Origin of the sequence: Pseudomonas sp. WS 5051 (genome assembly GCF_012985715.1) — a bacterium.
Lineage (GTDB): Bacteria > Pseudomonadota > Gammaproteobacteria > Pseudomonadales > Pseudomonadaceae > Aquipseudomonas > Aquipseudomonas bubulae.
This window is the reverse complement of the sequence record NZ_JAAQWV010000025.1, coordinates 15,285-35,355: the sequence shown is the minus strand read 5'-3', so window position 1 is coordinate 35,355 and position 20,071 is coordinate 15,285. Positions and strand designations below refer to the sequence as shown.

At 58.7% G+C, this 20,071-nt stretch carries 18 protein-coding genes; 10 read left to right on the top strand and 8 right to left on the bottom strand.

Features of this window, described 5'->3' with window-relative positions; translation table 11 throughout:
* Positions 1-43: 43 nt before the first annotated feature.
* Positions 44-1,615, bottom strand: coding sequence for a glycogen synthase GlgA (gene glgA / locus HBN79_RS23345; RefSeq protein ID WP_095031872.1), 1,572 nt, complete (start codon positions 1,613-1,615; stop codon positions 44-46).
* A 539-nt stretch (positions 1,616-2,154) separates the two neighbouring features.
* A complete protein-coding gene (locus HBN79_RS23340; protein WP_095002375.1) occupies positions 2,155-2,601 on the bottom strand; it encodes a DUF411 domain-containing protein in 447 nt (148 codons plus the stop codon).
* A gap of 158 nt (positions 2,602-2,759) precedes the next feature.
* Between HBN79_RS23340 and HBN79_RS23335 the strand changes: the two genes are divergently transcribed.
* The gene (locus HBN79_RS23335; RefSeq protein ID WP_095002376.1) at positions 2,760-3,539 is read left to right on the top strand and encodes a helix-turn-helix transcriptional regulator; all 780 of its coding nucleotides are present in this window, start codon (positions 2,760-2,762) and stop codon (positions 3,537-3,539) included.
* Positions 3,540-3,628: 89 nt separating this feature from the next.
* Entirely contained in the window at positions 3,629-4,588 is a 960-nt protein-coding gene (locus tag HBN79_RS23330; protein ID WP_169917283.1) for a zinc-binding alcohol dehydrogenase family protein, read from the top strand.
* A 59-nt stretch (positions 4,589-4,647) separates the two neighbouring features.
* Here HBN79_RS23330 and HBN79_RS23325 read toward each other — a convergent pair whose 3' ends face one another.
* Positions 4,648-5,178, bottom strand: coding sequence for a DUF4946 domain-containing protein (locus HBN79_RS23325; RefSeq protein ID WP_146541098.1), 531 nt, complete (start codon positions 5,176-5,178; stop codon positions 4,648-4,650).
* A gap of 227 nt (positions 5,179-5,405) precedes the next feature.
* On the opposite strand from HBN79_RS23325, the gene HBN79_RS23320 reads away from it, so the two are divergent.
* From HBN79_RS23320 to rfaD, 6 genes are all read left to right on the top strand, one after another.
* On the top strand, positions 5,406-6,683 hold the full coding sequence (locus HBN79_RS23320) for a serine/threonine transporter (RefSeq protein ID WP_095002379.1): 1,278 nt from the start codon (positions 5,406-5,408) through the stop codon (positions 6,681-6,683).
* A 149-nt stretch (positions 6,684-6,832) separates the two neighbouring features.
* Positions 6,833-7,357, top strand: coding sequence for a sigma-70 family RNA polymerase sigma factor (locus tag HBN79_RS23315; protein WP_346010151.1), 525 nt, complete (start codon positions 6,833-6,835; stop codon positions 7,355-7,357).
* Positions 7,354-8,337, top strand: a complete 984-nt coding sequence (locus tag HBN79_RS23310; RefSeq protein ID WP_169917282.1) for a FecR domain-containing protein — start codon at positions 7,354-7,356, stop codon at positions 8,335-8,337. Before HBN79_RS23315 ends, HBN79_RS23310 begins: the two co-directional genes overlap by 4 nt.
* Before the next feature lie 135 nt (positions 8,338-8,472).
* Entirely contained in the window at positions 8,473-10,917 is a 2,445-nt protein-coding gene (locus HBN79_RS23305) for a TonB-dependent receptor (RefSeq protein WP_169917281.1), read from the top strand.
* 67 nt (positions 10,918-10,984) lie between these two features.
* Entirely contained in the window at positions 10,985-11,761 is a 777-nt protein-coding gene (locus tag HBN79_RS23300) for a class I SAM-dependent methyltransferase (RefSeq protein WP_095031874.1), read from the top strand.
* A 70-nt stretch (positions 11,762-11,831) separates the two neighbouring features.
* Positions 11,832-12,821 (top strand): ADP-glyceromanno-heptose 6-epimerase, encoded by a 990-nt coding sequence (rfaD, locus tag HBN79_RS23295; protein WP_095002384.1) that lies wholly within the window; start codon positions 11,832-11,834, stop codon positions 12,819-12,821.
* Between the two features lie 64 nt (positions 12,822-12,885).
* On the opposite strand, the gene tal is transcribed toward rfaD, so the two are convergent.
* The 3 genes from tal to ccoN form a co-directional block, all read right to left on the bottom strand.
* Positions 12,886-13,809, bottom strand: a complete 924-nt coding sequence (gene tal, locus HBN79_RS23290) for a transaldolase (RefSeq protein WP_095002385.1) — start codon at positions 13,807-13,809, stop codon at positions 12,886-12,888.
* A gap of 155 nt (positions 13,810-13,964) precedes the next feature.
* Positions 13,965-14,195, bottom strand: a complete 231-nt coding sequence (locus HBN79_RS23285; protein ID WP_095018850.1) for a hypothetical protein — start codon at positions 14,193-14,195, stop codon at positions 13,965-13,967.
* A 57-nt stretch (positions 14,196-14,252) separates the two neighbouring features.
* Entirely contained in the window at positions 14,253-15,680 is a 1,428-nt protein-coding gene (gene ccoN, locus HBN79_RS23280; RefSeq protein WP_095021219.1) for a cytochrome-c oxidase, cbb3-type subunit I, read from the bottom strand.
* A 337-nt stretch (positions 15,681-16,017) separates the two neighbouring features.
* Between ccoN and HBN79_RS23275 the strand changes: the two genes are divergently transcribed.
* Complete coding sequence (locus tag HBN79_RS23275) at positions 16,018-16,686, top strand: DUF3313 domain-containing protein (protein WP_095018852.1); 669 nt, start codon at positions 16,018-16,020, stop codon at positions 16,684-16,686.
* Between the two features lie 171 nt (positions 16,687-16,857).
* Here the strand turns inward: HBN79_RS23275 and HBN79_RS23270 are convergent, their stop codons facing one another.
* Both HBN79_RS23270 and HBN79_RS23265 read right to left on the bottom strand, forming a co-directional pair.
* Positions 16,858-18,276 (bottom strand): DUF1254 domain-containing protein, encoded by a 1,419-nt coding sequence (locus HBN79_RS23270; protein WP_095039150.1) that lies wholly within the window; start codon positions 18,274-18,276, stop codon positions 16,858-16,860.
* A 9-nt stretch (positions 18,277-18,285) separates the two neighbouring features.
* Positions 18,286-19,077, bottom strand: coding sequence for a hypothetical protein (locus HBN79_RS23265; RefSeq protein WP_095002390.1), 792 nt, complete (start codon positions 19,075-19,077; stop codon positions 18,286-18,288).
* A 255-nt stretch (positions 19,078-19,332) separates the two neighbouring features.
* On the opposite strand from HBN79_RS23265, the gene tpx reads away from it, so the two are divergent.
* Positions 19,333-19,833 (top strand): thiol peroxidase, encoded by a 501-nt coding sequence (gene tpx / locus HBN79_RS23260; protein ID WP_095002391.1) that lies wholly within the window; start codon positions 19,333-19,335, stop codon positions 19,831-19,833.
* Positions 19,834-20,071 lie beyond the last annotated feature (238 nt).

Below are 20,071 nucleotides of genomic sequence, written 5' to 3'. Positions count from 1 at the left end.
TTGATGGCGATAAATGAACGAACGTCAGGCAGATCCGCAGGGCTCATGGCTTCACGGTGCGAAGCAATGACTTGGCAACCAGTTGCTCATACAGCTCGGCATAGGGTTCCACGGCCTTGCACCAGTTGAATGGAGCGGCCATTGCGCGGCAGCGCATGGCATTCAACAGTTTGGGGTAGCTGAACACCTTGAAGGCGCGCTTGAGTGCTTCCTCGTAGCTGGCCACGGTGGACTCGTCGAACAGAAAACCGGTCACGCCGTTTTCGATGGTGTCCGCCAGGCCGCCGGTGTTGCGCGCTACTGGCAGCGAGCCGAAGCGTTGTGCATACATCTGGCTCAAACCGCAGGGTTCATAGCGCGAGGGCATCAGCAAAAAGTCGCTGCCCGCGAACATGCGCCGTGCATCGGTTTCATTGAAACCGATGCGTACTCCGATCTGACCCGGGAAGCGCAAGGCAAGTTCACGCATGGCCTGTTCTTCTTCGGGTTCACCGCGGCCGATGATGCAAATCTGCCCGCCCGAAGCGACGATAAAGGCGGCCACGGCTTCGGTGAGGTCCAGGCCCTTCTGGTAAACCAGGCGCGATACGACGGCAAACAATGGCCCTTTGGAAGGGGTGAGGCCGAACAGGGTACGCACATGGGTGGTATTGACGGCGCGGGCATCCCAGTCACCGATACCGAAGGGCGCCACCAGATGGGGGTCGGTGGTGGCTTCCCAGCTTTCATCGATGCCATTGGGAATACCGCTCAACAGGCCTTGCTGGGTCTTGCTGGCCAAAAAGCCATCGAGCCCGCAGCCAAAGGCCGGGGTGGTGATTTCGGCGGCGTAGGTCGCGCTGACCGTAGTGATGTGGCTGGCGTAGGCCATGCCGGCCTTGAGAAACGACAGTTTGCCGTAGAACTCCATACCGTCCTGTTGCAGGGCATGGTGCGGGATGCCCAGCTCCGGGCAGCAGGCGCGGCTGAATACGCCCTGGTAGGCGAGGTTGTGAATAGTGAACAGGGTGGGGGTGCGTTGCCCGCGCCAGTGCATATAGGCCGGGGCCAGCCCTGCAGGCCAGTCGTGGGCATGCACGAGGTCGGGTTGCCAGTGTATCTGTGCCAGATTGGCAGCGATATCGGCTGCAGCCAGCCCCAGGCGGGCGAAACGGATGTGGTTGTCGGGCCAGTCGCGGCCATTGTTGGCGCCGTAGGGCGTGCCTTCGCGCTCATAAAGCTCAGGGCAGATCAGTACATAGATGACCAGGCCGTCGGTCATGTCCATGCGTCCGATCTTGCAGGCGGGCAGGGCGGCATGACCACCGAGTTCACCGATGATGTGGATCGGGTTGTCGCTGTTGAGCACTTGTGGGTAGCCGGGGATCAGCACCCGTACATCATGCAAGTGACGCATGGCCCGCGGCAGTGCTGCCGACACATCACCCAGGCCACCGGTCTTCACCAGGTCGGCCAGTTCGGAGGTGACAAACAGCACCTTCTTTTTATTGGGATTGGCGTTTATCACCGCCAGCGCGGGCCTCCCTGCAGGGGCCAGATCTGGCAGTGAAATCAGCTCATTCACAACTTGCGGGGTCAGACGTTCTTCTTGATGTGGCGCAGCAGCACTGATCATGAATCTCTCCCGTTGTATTTATTGATCTGCTAACGGCCACCCGGCCGGCACTTCCCCACTGACTGATCGGCCATGTCATCCACGGCAAAAATGCGTAAAAGATGATTTGGGCACTGCAAGGAATGCACCAACAGCTGCAACCCAGCCCCAAGTTGGCCTATCACGGGCGAAGAAGATCCGATTATTCAAATACGACAAATACACGCCGTAGATGCGACAGCGTTGAGTGTAGAAGAGATGGGTCAAGCTGCTAGCTAAAGGCAGTGTTTTTTGTAAGACAATGAGAGTTGTCTTGTAGGAAAAGTATCTATCACAAAGTCTGTTTCAGTTTTTGTAGCAGCTGACGAGCGGAGCGAGGCTGCGCAGCAGCCGTAAAATCAGACACTGCGATATGCTAGCCCAATCGGGTTCGCAGGGTTCACGGCCGCTACGCGCCCGAACGCAGCCTCGCTCCGCTCGTCAGCTGCTATGGGGATGGGGGGCGGTTCTGCAAAATAACAGGGCGCGCGCACCGATGTGGTGCGCGCGCCTCGCGTATTTCAGTTGCCAGGGTACTCGGCGATCACCTGGTCTTTACCGTCGTTGTCCAGGCCGATCACCTGGTAGGCGTCCTTGCGGTCACCCATTTCCATACCCGGCGAGCCCATTGGCATGCCCGGTACAGCAATACCCTTGAGGTCGTTGCGCTGGGTCAGTGCCACCACTTGTTCGGCAGGCACGTGACCTTCAACGAACTTGCCGTTGATCACTCCGGTATGGCACGACGCCAGCCGGGGCTGCACGCCGAGGCGCTGTTTGACGCTGGCCATATCCGTTTCTACATGGTCATTGACCTTGAAGCCGTTGCTCTCAAGGTGAGAAATCCAGGCTTTGCAGCAGCCGCAGTTGGCATCGCGGTGCACATCAATGGTCAGTTGTTCGGCCGCTTGCGCCAAAGAGGTCAACAACAGGGCCGAGAGTGCGAAAAGGCGCAATGGAGTCTTCATCGAGATCCTCTATACGAAAAAACGTCAGCCTGAGCGACAGGGACTGTCAGGCAACTGATGGACAGATGACAAATCTGTCAGGTTGGGGCGCTTTGGGTGGAATCAAGGCACTATAACCTCGTTCCCTTAATCGCTCACTTTTCTGATGTGTACCGTATATGGCGCTTGCCGTTCCACCCGATTTGTCTGACACCGATGTGCGGGTACAACCCTTGGCGCGTACTTATCCCCGTGGCCTGTATATCGAGCCGCATCAGCACGAGTGGGGGCAGTTGCTCTACGCAAGCAGCGGCGTGATGTGGGTCGATACCCCGGATGAAGCCCTGGCCGTGCCACCACAGCGGGCGGTGTGGTTGCCGCCGCAGGTGCCCCACGGGATTCGCGTGGTGTCGGATTTGCAGATGCGAAATATCTATTTGCCACCCAAGCTGGCCAGCACCCTGGACAGTCGTGTGCAGGTGATTGAAGTCGGCCGCTTGCTCAGAGAGCTGATTATCAAGTTGGTGGAGCGGGCGGACGGGCAAACGTCCTACACCGAGGCTCTGCTCAATCTGACGTTGCTGGAATTGCAGCGGGCCCGCCGAACCCAGCTTAAGGTGCCCATGCCCGATACCCCGGACCGGCGCCTGCTCAACCTGTGCCAGTCGGTCATGGCCAGCCCTTCGCTGGATATCGCCTTTGAGCAACATGCCGAGAACGCCGGGGCCAGTGTACGAACCCTGGCCCGTCTTTTTCAGGGCGAACTGGGCATGGGCTTCGCCCAGTGGCGGCGGCAGGTGCAATTGGCAACCGCCGCGGCCGAGCTGATCCAGGGCGCTTCTGTTAGCCAGATCTCACGTTCGCTTGGTTATTCGCCCAGCAGTTTCAGCGATATGTTCCGACGCGAGCTGGGTGTGAGTCCTTCTTTGTATGCCTCAGGTCAGGTAGCAGAGATCTGAACTTGTCCGGCAGACAGAAGGCATTGGCAGAAGCACCACGCTTGTCGGCCATAAACTGGGGCATCTCTACAGCATCCAGAGGGCTGAATATGAAAGCACTGCAATTTTCCAAAACCGGTGATCTGGCGGCGCTGAACCTCGTTGAGTTGCCGCTGCCGGTACCTGGTGCCGATGAAGTGCTGGTGCAGGTCAGGGCTGCGGGCCTGAACCCCAGCGATGTGAAAAATGTACTCGGCCGTTTTCCCTACACCACCTTGCCCCGCGTGCCCGGTCGGGATTTTGCCGGGGTGATCGTGGATGGACCGCAGGCGTTGGTGGGGCAGGAAGTCTGGGGTACGGGTAAGGAACTGGGGTTCTACCGGGACGGTTCTCATGCGAGCTATTTGGTCTTGCCGATTGAAGGCGTTGCGCTGAAACCCAAGTCGCTGAGTTTTGAGCAGGCCGCCAGCCTGGGCGTGCCTTACACCACGGCGTGGGATGCTCTGCAACGAACGGCTGTAGGCGCGGATACCCGTTTGCTGGTGATCGGTGCCAATGGCGCGGTAGGCACTGCGGCTATCGCGCTGGCGAAAGTGCTTGGCGCGCGGGTGCTGGCGGCGGTGCGTCGTATCGAGCAGGCGCAGGTGCTGCTGGAGCAGGGCCTTGAAGTGCTGGTTCTGGATAAACCTGAGTCGCTGGGGGCTCAAGTGAATGAGGTATTTGCAGGTGGCGCTGAAGTGATTTTCGACACCACTGGCCATTGGTTGCCAGCGGCAGTGTCGGCGTTGCGCACTTTCGGGCGAATCGCCTTTATTGCCGCACCGCTGGACGGTCATGTGCATTTGCCTGCGCTGGCCCTGTATCGCAAGGGCGGGTCGCTGGTCGGGGTCAACACGCTGCTGTATAGCTGCGGCGATTGCGCGCAGAGGCTCAATCAGTTTGGCCAGTACTTCGATCAAGGGCTGTTGCCGGCACCGGGTGGTTTTCAGGAAGCGGCCCTGGCGGACGGACTGGCCTGTTATGCGCAGGTCAATGAAGGTGCGTGCGCCAAAGTGGTGCTGATCCCGTAGGCACTGCCTGAACTGTGGGAGCGAACAGGCTCGTTCCCACAGAGGCAAGTGCTACCCGGTTATTGCCCCAGCCGCAAGCTGGCGCGAATGCCATTGACCTCAGGCTCGTTGGCTTTGTAGCCGTCAGCCGGGCCTGCGTAGGAAAGGGCGTAGGCGCTGTTGCCCTGGGTGGCGGCCACCAGGGTCTGGGTGATCACGTGGTTGCCGTTCTGGGTGATCTTGCAGGTGGTTTGCAAGGCGTCCAGCCCGCCCAGAGTGCTGCTGTGGATCTTGTTGCAAGCGCTCTGGTAACCGCCTTTGGCGAAATTCTGCTGCAAGGTTTTGCGCATTTGCAGCAACACCGCCTCCATATTGACCTTGTGCTCGGGCACCAGGGTCGACTGAGTCAGCTCCATAACCATCTGCGGGTCACCATTGGCATCGTTCTTCACCGCCCGCTGGCGCACACTGCTGTCGTCCGGGGCAGGGGGGACGGCCTGCACTTCCCAGCCGCCGGGCCAGGTAATCATCAGACCGTCGGCGCTGGCCATGGGCGCTGCAGCCAGCAGGCACAAGCCGATAAAAACGGGATAACGTCGGGCAAAATGCATGGTTCTCGGGCCTTTTGAGCGATGGGGGGACTTCAATAGTGTATCAATTGGTGTCCAGGTATTGCTTTGCAACGTGACATCATTTCGACCATTGCTCAGCTAAACCTTTGCTTCTTATGTCTAATCCCGGACAATCGCGCCCCTCTTATGGCCGGGGCGATGTCAGCAAGATGTTTCTTGTCCGCCCCGGCTGCGTGGTAACGACCGGCTAGCGGAGATTCGACCGGATGAATGACCAGGCTAACAGCGTCGACGAACGCTTCGACGAGACACCAGCGACCCTCACTCGCTGGAATCGTCATGACACCACCTGGATGCTGGGCCTGTTTGGCACGGCGATTGGCGCAGGTACCTTGTTTTTGCCGATCAACGCAGGGCTTGGCGGCTTTTGGCCGTTACTGATCCTGGCGCTGCTGGCGTTCCCGATGACCTTTTACGCTCACCGCGGCCTGACCCGCTTCGTTCTCTCCGGGCGTGAAGGCTCAGATATCACTGACGTGGTTGAAGAACATTTCGGCCTGCGTGCAGGTGCTGTGATTACGTTGCTGTACTTCCTGGCCATCTTCCCGATCCTGCTGATCTATAGCGTAGCGCTGACCAACACGGTTGGCAGCTTTATGCTCAACCAGATGCATATCACTCCACCTCCACGGGCAATCCTGTCGCTGGTGCTGATTCTGGGCTTGCTGATTGTGGTGCGCTGCGGCGAACAGGTGATCGTCAAGGCCATGAGCATGCTGGTCTACCCGTTTATCGTGGCGTTGCTGTTTTTGGCGGTGTTTTTGATCCCGCACTGGAACGGCGGCATTCTCAGTACCGCGACTACGCTGCCTGCGCCTTCGGTATTGCTGCATACCTTGTGGCTGGCGATTCCGGTGATGGTTTTTTCCTTTAACCATTCACCGATCATTTCGGCGTTCGCCGTAGACCAGAAGCGCCGGTATGGCGCCAATGCCGATGAGCGCAGCTCGCAGATCCTGTCCCGTGCTCACCTGCTGATGGTAGTGATGGTGCTGTTCTTCGTGTTCAGTTGCGTGCTGACCCTGTCGCCGGAACAACTGGCCGAAGCCAAGGCGCAGAACCTGTCGATCCTGTCCTACCTGGCCAACCATTTCAGCAACCCGACCATCGCTTTTGCCGCGCCACTGATTGCTTTTGTGGCCATTGCCAAGTCCTTTCTGGGCCACTACATCGGCGCCAGCGAAGGCCTTAAAGGCCTGGTGCTGAAAACCGGCAAGCGCCCGGGCGCGAAAAATCTGGACCGCATGACGGCCGCTTTCATGCTGGTGGTGTGCTGGGCTGTGGCCACGCTCAACCCGAGCATCCTGGTGATGATTGAAACCTTGGGCGGGCCGGTGATTGCAGCCATTCTGTTCCTGATGCCGATGTACGCAATTCGCCGGGTGCCGTCTATGCGCCAGTACTCGGGGCAGATCTCCAACGTGTTCGTGACGGTTATCGGCCTGATTGCGATCTCCTCGCTGGTGTACTCGCTGATCCCTTGATACATACCCCTGGCGCCGCCGTCCTGGCGGCGACAGGGCGCTGATTGACCCGCGCAAGCCGTCCAGGGCTTGAGTCTGGCCGGTACTGCGAATATGATTGCGACCCATTCCTATTCGCAGTGTGCCCACGGCACGTCCCGAGGGTTTCCGTGTCGCCATCCCCGCCGAACCCGCCGTTGCTGCACGCAGATGTGCAAAGCCTCTACAGCGATCACCATGGCTGGCTGCTGAACTGGCTGCGCAGGCGCCTGCGAGATACCGACAATGCTGCCGACATGGCGCAGGACACCTTTCTCTATGTGCTGGGCAAGCCGGAACAGGTTGCGCATTTGCGCGAGCCACGGGCCTGGCTGAGCACCATTGCCAAGGGCCTGTTGATTGACCGCTTCCGCCGCCAGAAAGTCGAGCAGGCCTATTTGCAAGCGCTGGCTCACTTGCCCGAGCAGCACATACCTGCCGCCGAAGAACGTTTGATCCTGCTGGAAACCCTGACCCGCATCGATGCGTTGCTCGAGGGCCTAAAAGCCAATGTACGCACTGCCTTTTTGCTGTCACGCCTTGAAGGGCTTGGCTATCAGGCTATTGCCGAGCGCCTGGGGGTGAGCGTGAGTTCAGTGGAAAAATACATGGCCACGGCCATTCGCCATTGTTTTCTGATGCGTAACGCCCTGTGAGCGCTGGTTCGTCGCCGCCAGGATTCGCCCCCCATGTCCTTGACCAGGCGATTGACTGGCTGGTCAAAACCCAATCCGGTGCGGCGCCGCCTCAGGTATTTGCGGCGTGCGAGCAATGGCGCGCAGCCGATGCCAGCCATGAAGCCGCGTGGCAAGCCCTGCAAATGACCGAAGCGACCTTGCGCCAGGCCTCGGTGCTGCCGGGTCGTGTGGCTTTGGACACCCTGACCGGCAGTGGCCGCCTGCGCTCACGGCGTCAGGCCCTCAAGGTGCTCGGCCTGGGCATCCTCGGCGCAGGCGCGGGCGGCCTGGTACTGCAACAGCAGCCCTGGCGGAGCGTGGGTGCCGACTATGCGACCGGCGTGGGAGAGCGGCATTCGTTCAATCTGCTCGATGGCACGCGCTTGCAGCTCAATACCGACAGTGCTGCTGATGTGCTGTTCACTGCGCAACAGCGCCTGATTGTGTTGCGCGAAGGCGAGATATTTATCCGTACCGGTCAGGATCCGGGATCTGCGAGCGGGCGCAGGCCATTCTGGGTGCATACCCGTGAAGCGCGCCTGCAGGCTATTGGCACCGCATTCGATGTACGTCAGGAGTCAGGGCGTACTCGCTTGATGGTCGAGGAGGGCGTAGTGGCGATTCACTTGCCCGATACCCGGCCAGTGCTGGTACAGGCGGGCAGCGAGTACCTGATCGATCCACGTTCTGCGCAGTTGCAACCTGCGCCCGTGTTTAGTGCCAATGGCTGGGTCAGCGGTGTGCTGGTGGCCAGGCAGATGCGCTTGCAGGATCTCGTGCAAGAACTGGCGCGCTATCGCCACGGCTGGTTGCAGTGTGATCCGGCGGTGGCTGAATTGCGGGTTTCCGGGGTATTTCAACTCCAGCGCATTGACCATGCGCTGGAGGGTTTGAGCCAGTCGCTGGCGGTGCGTATTGAGCGCCGGACACGGTTCTGGACACGCATTGTGGCGGCTTAGTAGTGTGGGAGCGAGCCTGCTCGCGAAGGCCATTCGCGAGCAGGCTCGCTCCCACAGCGCAAATTTCTTTGCGGGTTTTCGGCTGGCCTTCGACAGATAGGCATAAGACTTATCCATTGCAGGAGCCCCGCGCCAATGTCCCGTGTTTTTCGCAACCCTTCATTGCCTCCCCGCAACCGCCTGGCCATGGCCTTGCATATCGTTTTACTGGGCACCGTGGCGCAGCCGCTATCGCTGGTCAGTGCTGCGCCCTTGAGTGTTCAGCGCAGTTTCGACGTGCCCGCTAGCACGCTTGAAGATTCACTGAACCGCTTCGCCCAGCAGGCCAATATCTCCCTGCCTTATGACCCGGCGCTGGTGCAAGACAAGCAGGCGTCAACCCTCAAGGGCCGCTTTGATGTGCCCCAGGGCTTGCAGCAACTGCTCAAGGGCAGCGGTTTGACGGCCACCGAAGGCGCCAGCGGAGTCTGGACCCTATACCCACTGACTTCCGCCAATGTGGACGGCCAGTTGCAATTGCAAGCCACCAGCGTCACGGGTTTGGCGTTGGGCAGCACCACTGAGGGCAGTCACTCCTACACCACGGGTGAAACCAGTACGGCGACCAAGTTGCCGCTTTCGCTGCGTGAAACGCCGCAATCGGTGACGGTCATTACCCGTCAGCAAATGACTGACCAAGGTTTGGGCAGTATCGCTCAGGTATTGGCGCAAACCCCCGGCATCACCGTGGTGCATGACGACAGCGAGCGCTACAACTTTTACTCTCGCGGTTTCACCCTCGATAACTTTCAGTACGACGGTGTGCCGACCTCGGATTTCACCACCAATACCAATGGCCTGGGCATGCGTGACATGGCCATTTACGATCGCGTAGAGGTGGTGCGCGGTGCCACCGGCTTGATGAGCGGTGTGGGTAGCCCGTCGGGGGCCGTGAACCTGGTGCGCAAGCGTCCCACCAAGGAGTTTCAGGGCTATGTATCAGGCAGCGGCGGCTCATGGGACCGCTATCGCAGCGAGCTGGATTTGTCCGGGCCGCTGACGGAAAACGGCGCACTGCGCGGACGTGTCGTCGCCGCCCACGAAGATGGCCGTTCCTTTATCGATCGCTATTCCTCGACCAAGGACGTGTTCTATGGCATCGGCGAAGCGGATTTGACCGACGACACCACTCTGTACGCCGGTATCGACTATCAGCGGATCAATTCCAACGGCTCGAGCTTTGGCCAATTGCCGCTGTATTACAGCGATGGCAGCCGCACCCATTTCAAGCGCTCGATGAATCCCGCCGCCAAGTGGGCGTATGCCGACAGTGAAAGCACCAAGTATTTCGCCGGTGTTGAACAGCGTTTTGCCAACGACTGGCTGCTCAAGGTCGAGGCCAGCCACTGGAAGGGCAACACCGAGCAGTTGCAGGGCAACCTGGTGGGCTGGGGGCCTTTTCCGGACAAGGCCACCGGCCAGGCGCAGTTCATGAGCGGGAGCAAAACCTTCGAAATCAATACCGATACACTGGACGCCTATGCGACCGGGCCGTTTGAGCTGTTGGGGCGTACCCATGATCTGGTGGTGGGGATGAACGTCAGTGACCGGCGCACGGACTACCTGGCAATGAATGCCGATGACCTGACCGTCAACTACGAAAACTGGAACAATGACGCGCCGCGTCCTACTGATCTGAGCCAGGGGTTGAAGCAAAAGTACAAAACCAAAGAGTCGGCAGCCTACGCAGCATTGCGCCTCAAACCTGTGGACGACCTGTCGATCATCCTGGGAACCAGGGTAGTGGACTACGATCGCAAAGGCACAATGACCTATAACGCGGCGCAAACTGTGCCAACCACGGATAACAGCAAAAAAACCGGGAAGATGATTCCTTATGCCGGGATCGTCTACGACCTGAACGAAAACCATTCGGTCTATGCCAGCTACACGGATATCTTCACGCCGCAAAGCTACTTCGACCGTGACGACAAGGTTCTGCCGCCGATGACTGGCCAAAGCTATGAAGCGGGTCTGAAGTCCGAGTATTTCGGCGGGGCGCTGAACACCAGTTTTGCCCTGTTCATGATCAAACAGGACAACTACGCCGAATACGATGGTGTGCGGGATGATGGCCAGGATGCCTACAAGGCAATCAGCGGTACCAAGACCAAGGGCATCGAGGCCGAAATATCCGGCGAAATCATGACCGGCTGGCAATTGCTGGCGGGCTACACCTACGCCCAGCCACGGGACAAGGACGGCAAGCGGATCAACAGCAACCACCCTGAGCAATTGTTCAAACTGGCCACCAGCTATCAACTGACCGGCGACCTCAAAGACCTTAACGTGGGCGGCAACCTGACCTGGCAGGGCTCGACCTTCAGCGAGCTGGATTCAACAATCAAGACCGAAGCCAAGGAAGGCAGCTTTGCCGTGGTCGGCTTGATGGCCCGCTATGACATCACCAAGAACCTCAGTGCGTCGGCCAATTTAAACAACGTTTTCGATCGTGAATACCTCAGCGGTTATGGTTTGTACTCGACTTATTACTACGGTGACCCGCGCAACCTGATGCTGGGCATGAAGTACCGTTTCTGACGAGGTTTTCATCTCGCGTGTGCCCTGGGTCGACTATGGTTAAAAACCACGAAATCGGAGGCTGACAATGAGCGATACCACCATCCACAAGGCAGCAGCAGATGGTTACAAGCAGGGCGCCGACACCTATGTGCGCGGGCGCCCGGATTACCCGGCGGGTGTGACCGCATGGTTGTCCGAAACCCTTGGCCTGGGACCCGGGCAAACCGTGCTTGAAGTTGGAGCCGGTACCGGCAAGTTCACTACGCGCCTGTTACAGACGGGCGCGCGGGTGATTGTGGTCGAGCCGGTGCAGGCCATGCTCGACAAGCTCTCCGGCAGCTATCCGCAAGTCGAAACCCATCAAGGCACCGCCCAGGCCATTCCTCTGGCCGATGCCAGTGTCGATGTGGTGGTGTGCGCGCAGGCTTTTCACTGGTTCGCCACCTCTGCAGCGCTGACCGAGATTCATCGCGTGCTCAAGCCTGGCGGGCAACTGGGGCTGATCTGGAACCTGCGCGATGCCAGTGTGCCGTGGGTGGCGCAACTGGATGCGCTGGTCAATCAGTGGGAAGGTGATGCCCCGCGCTTCTATACCGGCGCGTGGCGTCAGGCATTTCCTCATCCGGGTTTTGGCCCTTTGCGCGAGCAGAAACTGAGCCATTCCCACGACGGACCGGTAGAAGACGTAATCTTCAATCGGGTGCGTTCCACCAGCTTTATCTCGGCTCTGATACCGGCCGAGCGTGATCGCCTGGAACAGCAACTGGCGGCTTTTGTCGCCTCGCATAACGCGTTGAATCACGGTGGCACCGTCAGCGTGCCGTATGTCACGTCGGCATTTGTCACCCGCAAGGACGCTTGACCTGCATCAATGCTGACGCGTCGCACAGGCATAGCCTGAGCTCAACTCATGTTCCAGGAGGTAGCCATAGATGAGCATCATCGTGACCGGAGCTGCCGGGTTTATCGGCAGCAATCTGGTGAAGGCCCTGAACCGACGCGGCGAGCGCGACATCATCGCCGTCGACGATCTGACTGACGGCGACAAGTGCCGCAATCTAGCAGACTGCGATATCGCTGATTACTTCGACAAGCGTGAATTCGTACAGCGCTTTACGACCCATCAACTGGGCGAAGTGCGTGCCGTGCTGCATCAGGGCGCCTGTTCCAGTACGGTAGAAAGTGATGGCCGGTTGATGATGGACAACAACTACCGTTACAGCTGCGACCTGCTGCAAGCCTGTCAGGAACAGTCGGTACCTTTGCTGTATGCCTCTTCGGCGGCGGTCTACGGCGCGAAACGGGAGTTTCGTGAAGCCCGCGAGTACGAGCAGCCTCTGAATGTCTATGCCTACTCCAAATTCCTCTTCGACCAGCGGGTACGCCAGTTGCTGCCCAGGACGCGCAGCCAGATTGTGGGCTTGCGCTACTTCAATGTGTACGGCCCCCGCGAACAGCATAAAGGGCGCATGGCTTCGATGGTCTGGCACTGTTTTAACCAGTATCGCGATCATGGCCATGTCGAGTTGTTTGGCGAGTACGGCGGCTACCCGGCGGGCGGGCATGAGCGCGATTTTGTCTCTGTGGAGGATGTGGTCAAGGTCAATCTGCATTGGCTGGACCATCCGCAAACCAGTGGTGTTTTCAACCTGGGCACTGGGTGCGCGCGGTCATTCAATGACCTGGCACTGGCGACCATCAACAGTGTACGCGCTGCCGAGGACAGGCCGCCCCTGACCCTTGAGACGGCCTTGCTGGACGGAGTGTTGCGGTATTGCGAGTTCCCTGACGGGCTCAAGCACAAGTATCAGGTGTACACCTGCGCAGATCTCGGGCAGTTGCGCGAAGCGGGGTATCGCGAGCCAATGCTTGGGCTGGAGGAGGGCGTGCAGAGCTATTGTGCAGGGCTTCTTGCATCTTAGGTCGTGGGAGCGAGCCTGCTGGCGAAGGGCATTTCGCTAGCAGGCTTGCTCCCACAAAATGAAGTTATTTACCTGACAGCAGTGCTTCCAGCTTTTCCTGGTCACGGGCGAATTGGCGGATGCCTTCGGCCAGTTTTTCGGTGGCCATGGCATCTTCGTTGGAGGCCCAGCGGAATTGTGCTTCGTTCAGGCTCAGGCGTGGTTCGCCTTTATTGCCCGGAGCCAGTTTGCGTTCCAGTTTGCCGTCGTCCAATGCCAGTTTTTCCAGCAGGTCGGGGCTGATGGTCAGGCGGTCGCAGCCGGCCAGCTGTTCGATCTGGTTAAGGTTGCGAAAGCTCGCGCCCATCACCACGGTGTTGTAGCCGTTGGCCTTGTAGTAGTTGTAGATGCGGGTCACGGACTGCACGCCCGGATCATCGGAGCCGGTGTAGTCAATGCCGGTGGACTTCTTGTACCAGTCGTAAATCCGACCCACGAACGGCGAGATCAGGAACACCCCGGCATCGGCACAGGCAGCGGCCTGGGCAAACGAGAACAGCAGGGTCAGGTTGGTTTGAATGCCGTCCTTTTCCAGTTTCTCGGCAGCGCGGATGCCTTCCCAGGTCGAGGCCAGCTTGATCAGCACGCGGTCGCGACCTACACCGGCCTTGTCGTAAAGCTCGATCAACTGGTGGGCTTTTTGCAGCAGGGCAGGCTCGTCGAACGACAGGCGGGCGTCGACTTCAGTGGAAATGCGCCCCGGAATCACGTTCAAGATACCGCTACCCACAGACACCGCGAAGTGGTCGCAGGCCTGACCTACATCACCTTTGGCGTGGCTGATGGCGTTTTGCAGCAGTTCTGCGTAGCCGGGCATCGCGGCGGCCTTGAGCAGCAGCGACGGGTTGGTGGTTGCATCCACGGGTTTGAGGCGGGTAATCGCGTCGAGGTCGCCGGTGTCTGCGACCACGGTGGTGAACTGCTTGAGTTGTTCCAGCTTGGAAGTCATGAGCGTCTCTGTCGGAAAGGTATTAATGGCAGTACAGATTGAGTGCGTCTTCGATCATTAGTTCGTTGAACGGTAAGTGGCAGAATGCCGTTGAATACGCCCGCAGTGCAACTAATGGTGCAGATTTAATCTGTCGCAGTGCCATTACCCTGCTTTCACAGGTCGAGCGTGCCCCATCCCGGCTTGCGCAGCTCTGGTTCGGCGGTCTGCACGGCGTTGACGGTTTTGCCGGTGGCCAGCTCGACCCGGCGTGCTACTTCCGGGTCATCGGCAAAGGGAATCAGGCTGGCGTCGTCGAGGTCGTTTTCGGTCTTGTGTTTCAGGCACCAGCCTACGGCAAAGTAAAGGCTGATAACCGCGGCGCTGTTGAGGGCGATGTCGAGCATGGGCAAGGTTCCTTGCTGTAGGGCACCGCAGGCCCTGGGGCTTGCGGTGCAGCGTGGTCAGGCGATGTGTGCGGTCAGTTCGGCCTGCTTGAGGTTGCCTGCACGCACCGTGCGCCAGACGTTCCAGGCCATGAGCAACATGCCGCAGAGGAAGAACAATCCGCCCACCAGGCGAACTACGAAGCCCGGGTGGCTGGCCTGCAACGATTCCACAAACGAATAAGTCAGCGTGCCGTCATCGTTGATAGCTCGCCACATCAGCCCCTGGGTGATGCCATTGACCCACATCGAGGCGATGTAGAGCACCGTGCCGATGGTGGCCAGCCAGAAGTGCAGGTTGATCAGGCTGGTGCTGTACATCTGCTCGCGGCCGAAGATTTTCGGGATCATGTGGTACAGCGCGCCAAAGGTGATCATTGCCACCCAGCCCAGGGCACCGGCGTGGACATGACCGATGGTCCAGTCGGTGTAGTGGGAGAGGGCGTTGACGGTCTTGATCGCCATCATCGGGCCTTCAAAGGTCGACATGCCGTAGAACGCCAGGGACAGCACCAGAAAACGCAGGATCGGGTCGGTGCGCAATTTATGCCAGGCGCCCGAGAGAGTCATCATGCCGTTGATCATGCCGCCCCAACTGGGTGCCAGCAGGATGATCGACATGGCCATGCCCAGAGACTGCGCCCAGTCGGGCAAGGCGGTGTAGTGCAAGTGGTGCGGACCGGCCCAGATATAGAGAGTGATCAGTGCCCAGAAATGCACAATCGACAGGCGATAGGAGTAGATCGGCTTGCCAACTTGTTTGGGCACGAAGTAGTACATCATCCCCAGAAAACCGGTGGTCAGGAAGAAACCTACGGCGTTATGCCCGTACCACCACTGCACCATGGCATCGGTAGCGCCGGAGTACACCGGATATGATTTAAACCAGTCCACCGGAATGGCCAGGTGGTTGACCACATGGAGCATGGCGATCACCAGGATAAAGGCGCCAAAAAACCAGTTGCCGACATAGATGTGCTTGCTTTTGCGGCGTACCACCGTGGTGAAAAACACGATGGCGTAGGCCACCCATACCACCGTCAGCCAGACTGCGCCGGTGAATTCGATTTCGGCGTATTCCTTGGTTGTGGTGTAGCCCAGGGGCAGGGTGACCAGCATGATCACGATCACCGACTGCCAGCCCCAAAAAGTGAAGGCTGCGAGTTTGTCCGAATACAACCGCACCCCGCAGGTACGCTGTACGGCGTAGTAGCTGGCGGCAAATTGCGCGCTGCCGGCAAAGCCGAAAATCACCAGGCTGGTATGCAGCGGGCGCAGGCGGCCGAAGGTGGTCCAGGGCAGGTCGAGGTTCATCTGCGGCCAGGCCAGTTGTGAGGCGATCCACACGCCCATGGCCATGCCGACAACGCCCCATACCACGGTCATGATGGCGAATTGGCGGACGACCTTGTAGTTATAGGCCTGCCCGTTCAGTGCTGTGCTCATGCTCAAGTCTTCCACGGTTCAAAGTCCTGCCAGGCCTCGTGGTCTGGCGCAGGGGGAACTTTAGGAATCAGGGCAAAAACAAAACAGATTCAGAAAACGAGAATTAATGCAGATCACAATTTTGCGCTGGATCAGGCGAATATTTACCCATCTGATCTGGTTTTAGAGTGTTTCTTGACAGACAAATAGAACTGAGCTGTAAAAAGTATGCCGATGTGTATTGAGCATTCGATCACAATCGCCGTCGGATCAATTCGGGTTCTGCGGCGATTGTTCAATGCTTGGCTATACCTATAGGGCGCGTTTCTACGGCTGCGCCCCCTACAGGAGCTACAGAATGAAGCTTGGTCTAATGATCGGTACGTTGTGCATTGCATCAATCGGGATGGTCGGTTGTGCGAGCAAGGTCCAGCAACCTGACGAATATTCCGGATTCTTGAAGGATTACAGCCGCCTCAAAGAGGCCAAGTCGCCCTCTGGTGCTGAGGTGATGCGCTGGATTGACCCCAAACTGAAGCCAGGACAGTACACCAGCGTGTATATCGAGCCGACCCAGTTATATCCGGCGCCAAAACCGACAGAAAAGATCCCGCAAAGCACCCTCAATGGTATTACCCAGTATTACGACCAGGCGCTCAAGCGCGAACTGAGCAAATCATTGCCACTGGCAAGTGCCCCTGGGCCGGGCGTGATTGTGGTGCGTGCAGCCATCACTGCGGTGAGCAGTGAAACCGAAAGCCTGGCACCGTATGAGTACATTCCGGTAGCGCTGGTGGCGGCTGCGGTGAGCACAGCGTCGGGGATCCGCGACCAGGAAACCCAACTGGCCACCGAGGCGGTGTTTATCGACGGGAAAAGCCAGGATGTAGTGGCCCAGGTAGTGCGCAAGGGCACAGGCAAGCCCCTGGCCAATGCCAGCCAGGCGATGAAGGCCGATGACGTGAAAAACGTGATCGATACCTGGGCTTCGGACTTGCATCAGTCGTATTTGAAACTCAACAAGTAAACGTACCCGGTGTAGCCGCCAGACCCGGATATTGCGTAGCAGCTGACGAGCGGAGTGAGGCTGCGTTCGGCGGTGTAGCCGTCGTAGAACCTGAATCCAAGGTTCTACGACCATACCGTGCACCCTGGCATTACGAAGGCCGCACTACGCGGACGCAGCCTTCGGCAGCTGCTACGGAGCTGTTTGGCTAACCACCGGCGTTAGCAAGGGCATTTTCCATGCACCGCTGGCGACCTCGGGCTTGGGCATGTAAATGCGCAATACACCATAAAACGGACCGTCAGGTGCTGGCAGCCAGTTGTTTAGCCACTCCCCGGCGGGCGGCTGGTTCTGCACATACAGAGTCAAGCTGCCATCAGCGTTGCGTTTGAGATCTGACAGCATGCGCGAGTTGATCAGGTAGCGATTGATCGGGTTTTCGACCAGCAGTTTGGTTTTGCCGTCATACATCGTCAGCGACCAGAACGCATTGGCGGGCGGCAGTGCATCCTTGTTGAAATGCAGGGTGTAGCGATCCCTGGAGGCGTCGACAGGGTGCTGCTGATTGTCGACGAAGTAACCGATGTAATTGGCCTCCGCGGCCGAGTTGCCGAAAATTCCCATATTGGCGCCCGCATAGCGGTACAGGTAATTGTTGTGCAGGTGTTCGCGGGAGCCGAACAGGTCACCGCTGGTGATTTTATGGGTGTCTACCTTGTCATGCTTGAATTGTGCGACCTCGGCTTTGCCTGCCGCAATTCCATCCTCCAGTGAAGTGCGCTGCTCAAGGGTCAGTTCATTGAGGTTGAAGGGCTGGCCCGGTTCAATCCCGATTTTCCTGAAACGCTCGCGCAATGCCGCTTCGCTGGGCTGGGGCTGGGCAAACGCGAGCATGAAACTCAGGTACCTGAACAGCTCGGGGCTGTCGCTCATATCGGCAACAGGTGCGGGCCAGTCCACGGCGGGCGCCGCAGCTGGCGTGGGTTTGCCCAGGAACTGGCTCAGGGGCCGGACCTTGTAACCGCTCTGGATGTGCTTGACCTTGGCCAGGTCTTTGTCATCGAACAACTGGGTGCGGTACAGGCCGTAGGCAATGGCACTCTCGCTGGGAATCACGGCGTCGATACCGGCCGGTTTTTCCCCTGTCCAGCCAGGCCCGGCGATCATGTAATTGCCGCCTTTATTGCCTGTGGTGCGGGTGCCCAGGTACGCGAAGTTTTGTGTGTACAGGTCGATCAGTTGCGTCGAGTAGTAGCGGCCGTCCTCGATGGCAGGCAGGGTCAGAACCAGCGGCTCTGCACGCAGGTCCATCCACAGGAATGAGTAGGGCGTGTCCGAGTTGGGCGTCACGAATGCGGTATCCCTGGGGGTAAATACCATGGCGGTATTGCCGATTTCATTGAACGGCGCCTTGAAGTTTTTGCCCTGCGTGTCCACGGCCTGGGTGTAGAGGGTCTTGTACATTTCCACCACGGGGAAGCCGTACAGGTAGGCCTCCCTGGCGATGCTGGCAGCCTCGGTGGGTGAGGCACTGAAATTGATGGCGTCAGCATTGCCCGCTCCCAAGGAGAGGCAGGCAGCGAGCAGGCAGGCGGGTGGCTTTATGTGCATGGCAGGTTCCTATTTTCCGAAGGTGACGTTGATCCCGGCAAACAGGGTGAACTGGGGCAGGTCGTCGCCCTTGCGTTCCACGGTCCATTGCGGCTCAACGAAGGCATTGAGGATGTTGCTTCCGGCTTTCCAGGCCTTGCCCACGCCCAGCCCGACGGGGATGTAGTGGGTGTTGTTTTTCAGGTCCCAGGTCCAGGTGCCGGTGGAGCGCAAATACCACCCCTTGGGCAGGTTGTGGATGATAAAGGGCTGGAACGTGGCGCTCTCGACATGCTGGCGGTCGCTGTCCCCGGCAAACGAGCTTTGATACTGCACCAGTGCGCCCAGCAGGCCCCGTGGCGAAGCATCGATGGCAATGGCCGCCAGGCCGGCTTGCCACTTGCCGGTGCCCAGTTCGTCATGCTCGGCAGTGGGTGCGGTTATCTGCGGGCCAATGCCCAATTGCACGCCTTCGGTTTTGAGCAGGAAAATATCGAACAGGTTGAGGTCGCCGATCCCGGTGCTGTAGCCACCGTGCGGGTCTGGACGGGTGCTGACCGGAAGCGTCACGCGCAACAGTTGCGGTACACCGATAACGTCGTTGGGTGCCACGGGCAGGGCGCCGCGCAGCAGGGCGTCATTGGTGTGGATATTGCTGTCGTACACCTGCGGCGTGTAGTAGTCCTGCAGATTGACCCCCGGGGCCAGATTCAGCGGGTTGTTGCTCTTGTTGGCGGTCTCGGCGTTATCTGCCAATGCATCGGCAGCCGGGTACAGGGCCAGGGTGAGCAACAGACTTGAGGCAAGGCGAGTGATGGGCATGCGATCCTGTTCCTTGGGCGCTAGCCATGTACGCTAGCAGTTGGCAGGGAACTGGCGCTTATGTCGGGGCTATTTGCGTCTTTTTTGCGCACCCGGGCACAAAAATACAGCTAATAACTGCGGTGCATGGCGCCTTGTAGGAATCGTCTTTTAGTGCCGCAGAGCATAAGATTTTTTGTTCGATCCATAGGTCAGCCCGGCTGATTCATGTTTAACTTCGGCCTCTTCAACAACCTGTCAAAAAGGACATCGTTCATGGCTCAAGTGACGCTTAAAGGCAACCCTGTTCAAGTCAACGGCGAATTGCCTGCAGTAGGTTCCAAGGCACCAGCGTTTTCGCTGGTTGCGGGTGATTTGTCCGATGCAACACTGGCGAGCTTTGCCGGCAAGCGCAAAGTGCTGAACATCTTCCCAAGCGTTGATACGCCAACCTGCGCTACTTCGGTACGCAAATTCAACGCCGAAGCCAACGCTTTGCCGAACACCGTTGTGCTGAACATCTCGGCTGACCTGCCATTCGCCCAGGCCCGCTTTTGCGGCGCTGAAGGCCTGGAAAACGTGCAAAACCTGTCGACCCTGCGCGGCCGCGAGTTTATCGAGAACTACGGCGTGGCAATCGCTGATGGCCCGTTGGCCGGCCTGACTGCCCGTGCGGTGGTGGTGCTGGACGAAAACGACAACGTGCTGCACAGCGAGCTGGTTAAAGAAATCGCTGAAGAGCCAAACTACGAAGCAGCCCTGGCTGTTTTGAAGTAAGTCGTACTGCAAGACCTGAAGCGGCCTGGCACTTAAGTGCCAGGCCGTTTTTTTTGTACGACCTGTTGATCGGTGGGAGCGAGCCTGCTCGCGAAATCTTCAAGCACCATCGTCGTCTGCCTTCGCGAGCAGGCTCGCTCCCACACAGATTCCACAGATTTCGTCGATCTTCATCTCAATGCCATCTCTATAACGTAAATAGCGGGTAAAGAGCCTTTTCATAACGGCCCGCACTGCT